Consider the following 12,519-nt stretch of genomic DNA (forward strand, 5'->3'; position numbering starts at 1 on the left):
GCTACCTTGCTTTACAATATAGTTGTAAGTAACTTGCATTGCAAGATAGCGAAAGGAGTAGACCTATGATTCCCTCTCAAATGTTAAAAGGTATTCTAGATAGTTGTATTTTACAAGTCATACAGCACAAAGAGACATATGGATATGAGATATCACTTCGATTGAAAGAATTTGGATTCGGAGAGATTTCAGAAGGAACTATTTATCCTTTACTTTTGCGTCTTGAAAAAAATGGACTCATAAAAGCAGTCTATCGTGAGTCTGCATTAGGCCCTAAAAGAAAGTATTTCTCCTTAACACCCTTAGGTGAACAAGAACTATTTAATTTCGTAACACAGTGGAATGAATTAAGGAATGCAGTAGATGCCCTAAATGGAGGATATCATCATGAATAAACTAAGAGCTTTACGAAAAACAAATCGACAATTATCAAAGAAATTAGATTATATCAATAAGCCTATTTACTTAGATATTAGTACGTATTTACTTGGGTCACGTTTGTATATTGAAAAAATTGAAGAAACAAAACAAGATATTTTATATATTATGTTAGAAGCGCAAGATCAAGGGGTAAGTTTCGATACAAAATTAGGTGTCAGTGTAAAAAACTTCTGCGATGAAATCATTCAAAGCTCTGTAAAGAAAACCATATTTGAAAGCATACTTGAATTTATACGAATGATTGCCATCTTTTCGTTCATACTTTTCATGGGTATTTTACTCCCTTTGCCTTCGAATCTTAATAACTATAACATGTTGTTTTCAGGACATTCCGTTATACTACAAATACCTCTCTCCGTTGTCACTTATGCTATTTCATATTCCTTTATCGTTTTCTTCGTAAATGTATATATCATCCGGCTCCTTTTGATCATCCTTCATACGCATCGTCATACTCGAATCCTCACAGGTGTTATTAGTCTATTTATTTATTTTATTTTCACAATAATATCTTTCCTTTTCTTTGATCAAAACATCACGTTCACAATCCAGATGATGCATGCCCTCACTATTTTCATTGTTTCTGTTTTGGCTATGGCAATCACTAGTCTTTGGATTTTCTACTTGCGTAAGCAACATATTGAACTTACTATCATGCAACAATAACAATCAACAATTACCGACAGGAGGTCTATACTACTATGAATAAATTAAAAGAATTACGTCTATCCAACAACAAGCTGGACAATGAACTTACAAGTGAAAACAGTATCATCATGGTCGATATTGTCTGTTATCTGCGATCTAGTGATATCTACGATGAACAAATTGAAGAAATACGCCATGATCTCTTAGCCATGTTCTTGGATGCGCAAAATCAAAACGTCGATATACATGAGCGGATCGGCGATGATTTTAAAGCATTCTGTGATGAGATCATTGCTAGCACACCAAAGAAAACAAAAGCTGTAAAGATCATTGAGCTTATCGAAATCGTATTTTATGAATTCGTGTTATTGAGTACGATTATGTTATTATTCAATATTGATTATACACAGCTATTTGAGAATGGAATTCTTCAAACATATCTTTCCGTTCCTATCCTTTCCCTTATCCTATTTTTTGTGTTGATGACCATACCTCTCGCAATCTATGAATATGTTACAAAAACAGCTTTTAAAAAAGAGAAAAAAAGATCAAAGACGCTTATAACTATACAATGCGTAGTGGCTGGCATTACTGCTGGAATATGCGCAACTATTTATGTCCAAGTAATAGGCTTTTCAAATGAAATTGAGATTCCTTTACTTACGATCATACTCATTATTCTTGCTGCATTTATATGCAAGATACTCTTAACCAAGTTCGTTCAATCCCTTCATAAAAAACATATACAAATGACAAAGACTCTTTCCTGAAGGATCTTTATTTTGAATCAAAGAATCCTAAGTCTTTTTGAAATTATGCTATACTATATGCAGGAGGTGTTACAAAATGGAATATCGTATAGCACATTGCAATATCAATATAACGGATCTACAAAAAAGCATTGCATTTTATAAAGAAGCTCTTGATTTGGATGTCATTCGTACAAAAGAAGCAAGTGATGGAAGCTTTGTATTATGCTACCTTGGAGATGGTATTTCTTCTTTTGAGTTAGAATTAACTTGGTTGAAAGATCATCCACAATCTTACGAATTAGGTGAAAATGAAAGTCATATTGCGTTCTGTGTGAAGGATTTTAATAAAGCCTATCAAAAACATAAAGAGATGGATTGCATCTGCTTTGAAAATACAAGTATGGGTATTTATTTCATCCATGACCCTGATGATTACTGGCTAGAAATCGTGCCTGAAAAAGATATCTAATACTATTTGGATATCTTTTCTTTTTTCAGGCAGAATACTTGTGAATCTTGTTATAGAGGTCTATAATAATTCCATAAGATTGAAGAGGTACTATGAAAAAACTAACATTAGAAAATAAAGATGAATTATCTCCTTATATAAAACAAGCTGATTACAATGAATATAATTCCAATATCATCACAATGTTGATGTGGTCTTCCATGTATGAAGTGTACTTTGAAACCTTCGAACATTATGCAATAGCTTATACTAAAATGCCAAATCATCCGACCATATGGATGATGCCATATTGCACGAAAGAATATCGTAAAAAAGCAATGCAAACCATTCAGGAATACTCTTCTACTTTAGGGATGGAGTTTGAAATTCATTCCATGACCCTTGAATTTAAGAATTGGCTACAAGAAAACTATCCGGATGAATTTTTAGTTTGGGATTGTTATAACGCAAGAGATTATATTTATGAGCGCAAACAACAAGAAACTCTTGTTGGAAAGAAAATGCAAAAAAGAAGAAATCATTATAATGCATTTTTAAAAGAATATGAAGGACGCTTTGTTTATAAAGCATTAGAAGAATGTGATATCCCAAACATTTATGAATTGTTAAAGGCATGGAAAGCAAACAAAGATCATGATGATAGCATCGATGCAGAGGAAGCAGGTATTCGTTTATTGCTAACGAATCTAAATACGTTGGAAATTCAGGGTGGTTGTATTTATATTGATGGGCAACTGCAAGCATTCAACATCACTTCACGTTTATCGAAAGATACTGTACAAATCCATGTAGAAAAAGCCAATCGATCTGTTCGTGGTTTATATATTGCGATTCTAAAATTATTCTTAGAAACACTTGATGAAGAAGTCCTATATTTAAATCGTGAAGATGATATGGGACATCCAGAACTTCGAAAAGCAAAAACAGATATGCAGCCAATTTCAAAAACACAGAAGTTTGGTAGTTGTCATCAAAAGATTGAAATCTCAAAAGCTAACGATACTTTCTTAGAATCTATCAAAGCCTTATGGACTGCACGTTTCGAGGATGAAACAAAGGAAAGTACAGAGTACTTCTTTACTCATATGTATCATGAAGAAGAATGTTATATTCTTTATAGTGAAGAAGAATTGATTGCGATGATGCAAACAAGGAAAATGAAAATCGTATTAGATGGCAAAGAGGAACAAGTCTCCTTTATTGTAGGTGTCGCAACAAACGATGAATATGAAGGCTGTGGGTATATGAAACGTCTTATGAACTATGTTCTAGAAGACTTGAAGAAAAGTGAGCGTTTCACTCTTTTACAGGCTTATGATTGGGATGTATATAAAGCATTTGGGTTTGAAGAAGTATATGCACTTTCTAAAATAAAATTGGACAAAGCAAGTTTTACAGACAAAACAGGAACACTATCTCCTTGTACTTCTCCTAATTTGTTACTAGAAAACTACCAGATATTCACGAAAGATAAAAATGGATATCGTGTTCGTGATACTGTATACTATGAACAAAAGATTGCCTATAGTGCCTTGTGGAAGTATAACATTTTGCTCCATGAAGTAAATGGAGTTATGGATGGATATAGTATTCTTGAAGAACTAGAAGATGCTCTTTATATTCATGAATGTATTTATCAAAGTGAAACAGCGCGAAATCAGATGTTATCCTTACTTTGTGAACATGATAAAAAAGTCTTTGTCATGTTGGAAGAAAATGAGGAACTTCCAGGAAGAAAGAAAGTTACAACACACATGATGGTGAAAGAATTAGGTAGTGATACATTCCCTAAGAAACCTTTATTTATCAATGAAGAATTATAAAAGCGAGCAAGTTTCTGCTCGCTTTTTTATGATTTCTTATGGAACGCATCCAACCATTCTATAATCATTTGTTTACTTTCTTCTACATCATCTCTTGAAATACTCAATCCATCTTGCACTACATGAGCATTAGGTTCTGCTTTTATAATGTTTTCTATTGTACCTGCAAACCCACTTCCACCGTGCGTATTAAAAGGAATTATGGTTTTATCAGATAAATCGTACATATCTAAAAAGGAATATACGATCATTGGTAAATCACTCCACCAAGTAGGATAACCAATATAAATCGTATCGTACTGTTCAATATTTTCTACTCCTTCTTTTAGTTGTGGACGTGCATGTTCTTCAAGTTCTTTATCCGCTAGTTCAATAAGAGCTTCATGATCTGTCGTATATGGAGTTTTAGGTTCTATGCGAAATATGTCTGCGCTAATATGTTCCTGAATCACTTTCGCAACATATTCTGTATTACCTAAAACTTCTCCATCCATAACTACTGTACTATTTTCTTGTTCTTTACTCATGTTTTCAGGAGAAGTAGTTTCTGGAACCGAGAAATATACGACCAGTGTTTTTCCTAAATCTTGTGTTTCCCCTGTGGTGCTTGTATCTTTTGGTTGACTTACTTGTGTTTCTTTTTCCTTTGAACACGCAGTTGCGTTAAACAATAGAACAAGTGCCATCATCGGTATCAATATTTTTTTCATGCTATACCTTGTCTTTCCGTTGTTTCACCATTTCTACAAAAAAATCTACTGTTTCAGGTGTTTGGTGTGAAAAGAACAAACTTTCTTTTTTATCTAGTTCTGATATCGTTTGCATATCTTTATCAGAAAGTTCAAAATTAAATATATCGATATTTTCTTTCATTCTATTCATATGAGTAGATTTTGCAAGTGCAACGATATCTCGTTGCATCAACCAACGTAGAATTACTTGAGCGACACTTTTTTGATATTTGTTGGCGATATTTTGAAGAACTTCATTTTCAAACATATTTTGTTTGCCTTCTCCAAAAGGTGCCCAAGCTTCCATTTGTACTTCTCTTTTTTTCATATTGTCTTGAGCCAGTATTTGTTGATGAAATGGATTCACTTCTACTTGATTTACATGTGGTGCAATCTTTTGAAAAGCAACCATATCTGCCAAACGATCTGGAGAAAAGTTGCTAACTCCAATTGCTTTGATTTTTCCTTCTTCATAGAAATCACAAAGGGCACGATATGCTCCATAATAATCGGAAAATGGTTGGTGTAACAACACCAAATCGATATAAGAAACCTTTAACTTCTCCATAGACTTAAGTAATGATTCTTTACAAGATTCATAACCATAATGATCAATCCACACTTTTGTAGTAATAAATAATTCTTCTCTAGGTATTCCACATTTTACAATAGCTTGTCCCACTTCTTCTTCATTAAAATAAGACTGTGCTGTATCAATATGACGATACCCTGCATCGATTGCTTCTAACACGCAACGTTTACAATCCTCTTTTGCTATTTGGAAAACTCCAAAGCCTAATTTTGGCATTTTCACACCATTTCGCAAAGTAACATATTCCATAAAGTATACCTCCTTGACTTATCGTCTCTTTTTGGATACAATCAAATCATACAAGACGGTAGTTACAACCGGTCAATGCTTTTTTTAAAATAAATGGAGGAAATTTTATGTATTCAATGAAAGAGGTTTGTCTCGAAACGCAGATGACATATGAAACGCTGAAATATTATTGTAATGAAGGTCTTATTCCTAATGTTAAAAGAGATTCACATAACTACCGTGTCTTTGATGATAAGGATGTTGCGTGGATTAAAAATTTATCATGTTTAAAGGATTGTGGTATGAGTATTGTAGAGATGAAAGAATATATAGAACTTTGTTTAGATGGTGAATCTTCAATTCCTGAAAGGAAACTTATTTTGGATTACAAAAAAGAACTTCTATTAGAAAAATTACAAGAAGTCCAAAATTGTATAGATTATATTGATACAAAACAACAATTTTACGATGATGTTTTAGCAAAAAAAATCCCATATATTAGTAATCTCATTAAGGATGAAAAAGACTCCTAAAGCTTCATCATAGATTGAATTAAGATATTACTTCTTTTAATTTTGCCATGGCTTCTTCAAAACTACGTACAAAGTATCCATGTTTTAATACTGCGCCTAAAACATAATGATTCATCCCATACGTTGGTACATCATAACGATTTGCACTTATCAAACGTATATCACTGTTAATACCGATGATAATTTTCGTATTACTTTTAATCGCAATCCCTAGCTCTACCATAACGCCAGCATCCTCATTCGTTACATCCGCAATAAAGACATCACACTCTTCTACTGCCTTCGTATCCGCATCATATATATCAATAGGTGTAGGAAGACTTTGTTTATTTTCATTAAATGGTTGGTCAATAGGATTAAATATATCAAGTTCAGGGAACATTTCTCGCATGATGTTTCCTTCTTTTTTACGTTGTGCTACTTCTGCTTCATTGAATAAAGAACCTGCTAAATAAACTTTCATAACTTACCTCTCTCTTTTTTAAAATTATACTATACCCATAAAAGAAAAACCAGTGATGAACCTACGCTATCTACGCTCATATATTAAATCCGTAATGCCATTATAGGATTGTGTCTTTACCAATTGTAACTTCATGCTTTGCTTTTGCTTTGAAAAGAGTCTTATGCCATCCCCTAGTAAAATAGGTAATACAGAGACATGAAAACGGTCGATCAAGTCTGCTTCTATAAGCTGTGAAACAATCGTTGCTCCTCCGCAAATCCAAATGGCTTTGCCATCCTGCTGTTTCAATTTGTGAAGAATTTCTTCTGGTGATTGCTTTGTAAATTCAATATTTTTCTTCGATGGTAAATCACGATGGGTTACAACATAGCTATAAAACTCTTCATAAAGCCATTGCTTAGGAGATAATTCATTTGCTATCTGGTTGTAGGTATTCCACCCCATTATCACAGTATCAACTTCTTTTATAAACTCTTCATAGCTTTGCATATCGTCATCACTTTGTGTTTGTCCACCCATCCATTCAACACCACCTTGTACATCCGCTATATAACCATCCAAACTCATACCAATAAATAGCACTGATTTTCTCATAGATTCTTATCTCCTTTTCAAAGTTCTTCAAAATCCTTAGATAAGTGTAACATATACTTGAAGAAAGATTCTATAAGAAACATAATTTACCAATCTCTTTGGGGATATGTCGAATCCTTCAATCATATAGAACTACTCCATCGCTTTTAAGGCAGATACCATATCGATCTTTCTTGTCTTTAGCGATACAATTTTAACCACCAAATAAGAAACAATCAAGGTTGCTAGACTACAACCTAAAATTGTAGAAGGCGCAATCATGATTTGCATATCCATTGAACTTCCCACCGTGGATAGAACGCTATAGATAAGTGTATATCCAAAAGGTAATCCCAACAAGATACCAACAATTGTTAACCATAGATTTTGTTGAGAAAGGAGTTTCTTTACTTTTTGATTACGGAATCCTAAAACTTTTAAGGTTGCCATTTCCCTAATTTTTTCGTAATAGGAAAATGTTCCGATATTATAAAGAACAACCAATCCAAGCACCACTGCCCCAAAGATTAAAATACCAATCAAAAGATTCATACCTTGCATCATCGTTTCCATACTATTTTCAATATCCCCCTTAAGGTATTGTATATTCAAAACTCCTTTGATTGATTTCACATTCGCACTTTTCCCAACAACTGCTGAGGGGATAAACTTCATACCAGCTTCATTGAATACTTCTTTTGACATCGTAATTCCCTGTGTTGAAGGTGTATGAATAATTTCTTTCACTTTGCTTTTTACCCATGTTTTATTCCCCATGATACGCCAAGAAATAAAATCCCCTCTTTTTATACCGTATTCTTTTGCGATATTATAAGACAATGCAATTCCATCTTTTGGTAACTCTACCTCTTTTAAATCCTCATCTTGCATTTTCATATATCGTGTATCTTCTTGAATCAATAGATTTCCTGTTTTCTTTTCATTCTTATACTTATATTCCATTGCCCCTTCTTGAATAAAAGACCCATTCATACGTTCTTTTACTTTCTCATGATCACCATCTTCTCCTAGTTGTACACGCATTTCATAGGTAGAAAGTTCATGAAACATCATATTCATCATATGATCCATACTATTTTGCATACCGAATGCACAAATCATTAACCCCATACAACCAGCCACACCAATGATAGCTATCAATGAACGAATCTTATTTCGAAAAATATCTCGTACGTTCCATTGTGCATAGAAATTCAACTTGTTCCATATACTTGAACTATGTTCTCTTTTCTTTTGATAGATGACAACTTTAAGACGTAATGCAGACGCAGGTTTTTCCTTTAGTAGTTTACGCGTAATGATAAAGGATACACTAAAGCATACAATGATACTAGCAAATACCATATATACACTACTATCTACTGGGTAGGGCTTTAATTCTGGAAGTACATAAACGCTACGCATCATCGGAAAAATCAATTCTGGAATAATAAGTGGTCCAATAACAAATCCTAGAATTGCCCCTACACTGGCGATTACCACTACGTGTGATAAATAATGAAAAGTTACCTTACGATTTTTAAAACCCAATGCCTTTAATATCCCAATTTGTAAACGCTGATTCATAATCATTTTACTTAACGTAGTCATGGTTGTTAGAACTGCGATTAATAAGAATACGGCTGGAAATACTTTAGAGAATGCTTGATGTTGTTCAATCTCTGCTTGTAGAGTCGCATAGCTCAACATATCTTCTCTTTCAATAAAGGTAAGATTACTTTTTTCTAAAGCATCACGAACGATCGAATACATGGTTGTAGGATTTTTTGTTTTTATAAGCAATTGGGTATAAGGAATATGATCATTAAAAGGAAGGTTATTTGATGAAACTAGCGCATATCCTTGATGTTTATGATCTGGAAGTATCGTGTCGTTTCCTTTTTGATATACCATTTCTGGATGGTATACAAATCCCTTAATTTCTTTTTCGATAGAAATTCCATTCATCTCTACTGCATATTTTTGTCCTATTTTCAGATTGTTTTCGCTCGCATAAGATTGATCAATCCAAATTCCATCCACGTCCTTTTGATAAGCTTCCCCCTTCATAACTTTCATTTGTGAAAGTTTATAATCTTCTACGATAAATAATGTAATCTTTTTCTTCTTGTTATCTTTTACATAGGTATCAAAAGAAGCTCTACGTTCTACTTCATCGATTCCCTTTTCCTTCTTCAATACTTCTACATCATCTTTCGAAAAGCCATTACCATATACCCATACATCCGCTAGTTTGCTTTCATCATAAAATGTTTCTGAGCTTACCTTCATTCCATTCCAATCACTATTCACACCCGCAAAAATGAAAACACCTAGAAAGATCATTAAGAAGATAGCGATGAACTGCGCTTTGTTCGCACATATATCGCGATACATTTTACGAAATAACATTACCAGTTCACCTCATTTATTTCACAAGGATGTTCGTGTGTCACAATGTTTTCCACTTCCCCATTCTTTACATAGATAACTTTATCCGCAGCCTTTTCTAACGCTGCATTGTGTGTGACAAGAATCGTCGTATGTCCATATTTCTTACACATATCTTTTAGTTGCGTTAAAACCGTGAGTCCTGTTGTAGAATCTAATGCGCCTGTAGGTTCATCACAAAGCAATAGAGCAGGATATTTACTAATAGCACGTGCAATAGATACACGCTGTTGTTCACCACCGGATAACTGTGAAGGAAACTTATGCAGATGCGCTTGCAATCCAACACGTGTAAGTGCATCTTTAGGATCCATGATATCCTTCTTCAACTCTTTCATAAGTGCTACATTTTCATATACCGTTAACGTTGGTATTAAATTATAAAATTGAAAAACAAAGCCAACTTTCTCTGCTCGATAATCTGCCAATTCTTTCTCTTTCATATTCTCAATCGCCATTTCTTCTATTTGAATATTCCCAGAGGTCGCCTCATCCATACCACCCAACAAATTCAAAATTGTACTCTTACCTGCACCACTTGGTCCAAGTATGACAACAAATTCGCCTTCATCAATAGAAAAGTTTACATTTCTTAAAGCATATACCATACTTTCCTTTTCCCCATATGTTTTACATACGTTTTTAAACTCAACAATTTTTTTCATAATACTCTTCCTCTCTTATTTGGGTATAAGAAAAACATGTAGCCTCTACATTTTTTTCTTTATACATTTTGATCATGATTACTACTATATTTCTATTCTGGAGATTCTTTGTTTTCTTCTGGTAAAGTTACACTACCTTGTACGGCGACACTTCTACATAAAATTTTGAACATATCGATAATATCTTCTTTTTTATCATGTACACATTCATTACAACGAACCATGTGTATAATACAATCTACCAACATCTTCGTAACGATAATCACAAAGTGATTACTTCCATCTTTAAAGTGCATATGTTTTGCGATGTGATGGCGAAATACTTGTAGTGTTTCTTCACGTATCGCTACATACTCAGGATCTTTTGTCTCCATAAAAATAACAAATTCCTTTGATAACAAAGCCTTCATTTCAGGTTCGTTAAAATCCACTTGTTCTAAGATAGCGTTGATTTGATCCATATCAAGTCTTGTATCTTCGATCTTAGAATGTTCTCTTACAAAGTTGCATACCTCTTGAACAACTGGCTTTATCAAGCTATCTAGAATTGCCTTTTTATTGGGAAAATAATGATAAATATTCCCTAGAGAAGTGTTCGCCTTCTTGGCAATCGTACGCATAGAAGCATCTTCATATCCATGATTCATAAACTCATCTCTAGCACATTCTAGAATCGTCATGCGAATATCTTCTTTTTTTGTTTGCATATCATCATCTCCCTTCTCCTATATGGTATATATTTTAAGCTTTTATGGCAAGTCTTTGTACAATTAAAAAATCATTAATTATCATGTGTTCATTATTATAAAGAAAAAAAGCATGATGGAGCCATGCTTTATCCGTTTGTATGTAAGGAACGACGATAACGTTTTGTTCTTTTCGTCGCAATCCTTATCGCAACAATCAACAACAATAACCAAATACCAAGTCCAATGATAATGACGAAAGGAGAAGTAGTTTCATTCTCATATGCTTGATCATATGCTTCCTTTGCCTCATCATAGAACTTTGTATTCTCATAAGACACTAAGAAATCGTAGTTTTTATCATTCGTTTCTTGTTTGTCTTCTATTCCTTTTTTCTTAGCCTCTTCTAATACTTCTTGTTTTTCTGTCTTATAATCTTCTTCGTACTTCTCAAAGGATTTCTTATAATGTTCTTTATATTTTTCTAACTCATAGCCCTGCATTGTCTCATTCTTTTGAATACCAAACACAGAGGCATAGGCATATTCTTTTGCAGTTGCGTCTAATTCACGTTTAATCCGTCCTACTTCTGTGTCGAATGCTGTTTTATAATTTGTTTCATATACGCTTTTCATATATTCATTCGAAACAGAATCGAGTTGATATGTATCATAGGAAGTCGCATCCTTAGTCCCTGCACTTATTGCGGCAGTTTTACTTGTTTGTTCAAGTTCTGCTTCTGCACTATGAAATGCTTCTTCAAAAGATGATTTGTAGCTCGCATCTTGATAGGTATAAGTTGCTTCTTCTAAAGTCGCATTGGGATGATCTTTCTTAAAAGCATATCCATCATTTTTACCAATGGCTTCATAATCTACACTCGGTTGTTCAACTTGTGGTTGTGGCGCAACATATGTATTATTATTTCCACTGCTTTGTGGTGTATCATTTGTAGAACCTCCATTGTGACAATGATATTCTCCATATTGTAATCCCCATTTTTCACAATTTGTTCGGCATGTATGACAGCCATTTCCGTCCGTTCTTCCTGGATGTGCTTCCATATTGCTTTGTGGAATATTCGCCAATAAAAACAATAAAACAAAACCTACTACTACTTTTAATTTACGCATAAAACCCTCCTGAAATTTAATTCATTTGTTTTCCCCATTTTACGCTTATAAATTATGAATCTTTTAACCTTTTAACCCATTGGATTGTCGTTCCATATCTTCAATCACGATATCATATATTTCTCCAATGGTAGAACAATACTTTAATACATCCCATGGTTCATTGGTATGAAAGTGAATCTTAATAAGTTCTTCATCTCCTACCGCTAACAAACAATCCCCTTTAAAATTCTCTGTAAAATATGCATTGATACTGTCTTCATTAAGATTCTTACCTTCGATTAATAATTGTGTATCATAACGAAACTCTAACATAAAAACTCCTCCT

Annotated in this window: 15 protein-coding genes; 6 read left to right on the forward strand and 9 right to left on the reverse strand. The window is 33.6% G+C overall.

Annotation, left to right across the window (positions count from 1 at the left end):
• Positions 1-65 precede the first annotated feature (65 nt).
• From ACWG0P_RS00535 to ACWG0P_RS00555, 5 genes are all read left to right on the forward strand, one after another.
• Positions 66-395: a PadR family transcriptional regulator gene (locus ACWG0P_RS00535; protein WP_455800002.1), complete on the forward strand. Its 330-nt coding sequence runs from the start codon at positions 66-68 to the stop codon at positions 393-395.
• Positions 388-1,107: a hypothetical protein gene (locus tag ACWG0P_RS00540; RefSeq protein ID WP_455800003.1), complete on the forward strand. Its 720-nt coding sequence runs from the start codon at positions 388-390 to the stop codon at positions 1,105-1,107. Before ACWG0P_RS00535 ends, ACWG0P_RS00540 begins: the two co-directional genes overlap by 8 nt.
• 35 nt (positions 1,108-1,142) lie before the next feature.
• A complete protein-coding gene (locus ACWG0P_RS00545; protein WP_455800004.1) occupies positions 1,143-1,859 on the forward strand; it encodes a hypothetical protein in 717 nt (238 codons plus the stop codon).
• 76 nt (positions 1,860-1,935) lie between these two features.
• Entirely contained in the window at positions 1,936-2,310 is a 375-nt protein-coding gene (locus ACWG0P_RS00550) for a VOC family protein (protein ID WP_455800005.1), read from the forward strand.
• 92 nt (positions 2,311-2,402) lie between these two features.
• Entirely contained in the window at positions 2,403-4,133 is a 1,731-nt protein-coding gene (locus ACWG0P_RS00555) for a GNAT family N-acetyltransferase (RefSeq protein WP_455800006.1), read from the forward strand.
• A 26-nt stretch (positions 4,134-4,159) separates the two neighbouring features.
• On the opposite strand, the gene ACWG0P_RS00560 is transcribed toward ACWG0P_RS00555, so the two are convergent.
• Positions 4,160-4,843 carry a flavodoxin gene (locus ACWG0P_RS00560; RefSeq protein WP_455800007.1) on the reverse strand — a complete coding sequence of 228 codons (684 nt, stop codon included), beginning with the start codon at positions 4,841-4,843 and terminating at the stop codon, positions 4,160-4,162.
• A gap of 1 nt (position 4,844) precedes the next feature.
• A complete protein-coding gene (locus ACWG0P_RS00565) occupies positions 4,845-5,705 on the reverse strand; it encodes an aldo/keto reductase (RefSeq protein WP_455800008.1) in 861 nt (286 codons plus the stop codon).
• Between the two features lie 107 nt (positions 5,706-5,812).
• On the opposite strand from ACWG0P_RS00565, the gene ACWG0P_RS00570 reads away from it, so the two are divergent.
• Positions 5,813-6,217, forward strand: coding sequence for a MerR family transcriptional regulator (locus tag ACWG0P_RS00570; protein WP_455800009.1), 405 nt, complete (start codon positions 5,813-5,815; stop codon positions 6,215-6,217).
• Between the two features lie 19 nt (positions 6,218-6,236).
• On the opposite strand, the gene ACWG0P_RS00575 is transcribed toward ACWG0P_RS00570, so the two are convergent.
• From ACWG0P_RS00575 to ACWG0P_RS00605, 7 genes are all read right to left on the reverse strand, one after another.
• A complete protein-coding gene (locus ACWG0P_RS00575; protein WP_455800010.1) occupies positions 6,237-6,680 on the reverse strand; it encodes a nucleoside 2-deoxyribosyltransferase in 444 nt (147 codons plus the stop codon).
• A gap of 66 nt (positions 6,681-6,746) precedes the next feature.
• Positions 6,747-7,277 (reverse strand): dihydrofolate reductase family protein, encoded by a 531-nt coding sequence (locus ACWG0P_RS00580; RefSeq protein ID WP_455800011.1) that lies wholly within the window; start codon positions 7,275-7,277, stop codon positions 6,747-6,749.
• 132 nt (positions 7,278-7,409) lie between these two features.
• Complete coding sequence (locus tag ACWG0P_RS00585; protein WP_455800012.1) at positions 7,410-9,668, reverse strand: ABC transporter permease; 2,259 nt, start codon at positions 9,666-9,668, stop codon at positions 7,410-7,412.
• Complete coding sequence (locus ACWG0P_RS00590) at positions 9,668-10,372, reverse strand: ABC transporter ATP-binding protein (protein ID WP_455800013.1); 705 nt, start codon at positions 10,370-10,372, stop codon at positions 9,668-9,670. Before ACWG0P_RS00590 ends, ACWG0P_RS00585 begins: the two co-directional genes overlap by 1 nt.
• Positions 10,373-10,464: 92 nt before the next feature.
• Positions 10,465-11,079 carry a TetR/AcrR family transcriptional regulator gene (locus tag ACWG0P_RS00595; protein WP_455800014.1) on the reverse strand — a complete coding sequence of 205 codons (615 nt, stop codon included), beginning with the start codon at positions 11,077-11,079 and terminating at the stop codon, positions 10,465-10,467.
• A 128-nt stretch (positions 11,080-11,207) separates the two neighbouring features.
• Positions 11,208-12,191 carry a YHYH domain-containing protein gene (locus tag ACWG0P_RS00600; protein ID WP_455800015.1) on the reverse strand — a complete coding sequence of 328 codons (984 nt, stop codon included), beginning with the start codon at positions 12,189-12,191 and terminating at the stop codon, positions 11,208-11,210.
• A gap of 63 nt (positions 12,192-12,254) precedes the next feature.
• The gene (locus tag ACWG0P_RS00605; RefSeq protein WP_455800016.1) at positions 12,255-12,506 is read right to left on the reverse strand and encodes a kinase to dihydroxyacetone kinase; all 252 of its coding nucleotides are present in this window, start codon (positions 12,504-12,506) and stop codon (positions 12,255-12,257) included.
• Positions 12,507-12,519: the final 13 nt, after the last annotated feature.

It is taken from the genome of Amedibacillus sp. YH-ame6, from assembly GCF_053848845.1.

Excerpts from the sequence above, each read along its gene's own strand:
- ACWG0P_RS00535 (WP_455800002.1), top strand. The coding sequence starts at position 66 with ATGATTCCCTCTCAAATGTTAAAAGGTATTCTAGATAGTTGTATTTTA.
- ACWG0P_RS00575 (WP_455800010.1), bottom strand. The coding sequence starts at position 6,680 with ATGAAAGTTTATTTAGCAGGTTCTTTATTCAATGAAGCAGAAGTAGCA.
- ACWG0P_RS00570 (WP_455800009.1), top strand. The coding sequence starts at position 5,813 with ATGTATTCAATGAAAGAGGTTTGTCTCGAAACGCAGATGACATATGAA.
- ACWG0P_RS00580 (WP_455800011.1), bottom strand. The coding sequence starts at position 7,277 with ATGAGAAAATCAGTGCTATTTATTGGTATGAGTTTGGATGGTTATATA.
- ACWG0P_RS00590 (WP_455800013.1), bottom strand. The coding sequence starts at position 10,372 with ATGAAAAAAATTGTTGAGTTTAAAAACGTATGTAAAACATATGGGGAA.
- ACWG0P_RS00585 (WP_455800012.1), bottom strand. The coding sequence starts at position 9,668 with ATGTTATTTCGTAAAATGTATCGCGATATATGTGCGAACAAAGCGCAG.
- ACWG0P_RS00565 (WP_455800008.1), bottom strand. The coding sequence starts at position 5,705 with ATGGAATATGTTACTTTGCGAAATGGTGTGAAAATGCCAAAATTAGGC.
- ACWG0P_RS00605 (WP_455800016.1), bottom strand. The coding sequence starts at position 12,506 with ATGTTAGAGTTTCGTTATGATACACAATTATTAATCGAAGGTAAGAAT.
- ACWG0P_RS00545 (WP_455800004.1), top strand. The coding sequence starts at position 1,143 with ATGAATAAATTAAAAGAATTACGTCTATCCAACAACAAGCTGGACAAT.
- ACWG0P_RS00600 (WP_455800015.1), bottom strand. The coding sequence starts at position 12,191 with ATGCGTAAATTAAAAGTAGTAGTAGGTTTTGTTTTATTGTTTTTATTG.
- ACWG0P_RS00550 (WP_455800005.1), top strand. The coding sequence starts at position 1,936 with ATGGAATATCGTATAGCACATTGCAATATCAATATAACGGATCTACAA.
- ACWG0P_RS00555 (WP_455800006.1), top strand. The coding sequence starts at position 2,403 with ATGAAAAAACTAACATTAGAAAATAAAGATGAATTATCTCCTTATATA.
- ACWG0P_RS00560 (WP_455800007.1), bottom strand. The coding sequence starts at position 4,843 with ATGAAAAAAATATTGATACCGATGATGGCACTTGTTCTATTGTTTAAC.
- ACWG0P_RS00595 (WP_455800014.1), bottom strand. The coding sequence starts at position 11,079 with ATGCAAACAAAAAAAGAAGATATTCGCATGACGATTCTAGAATGTGCT.
- ACWG0P_RS00540 (WP_455800003.1), top strand. The coding sequence starts at position 388 with ATGAATAAACTAAGAGCTTTACGAAAAACAAATCGACAATTATCAAAG.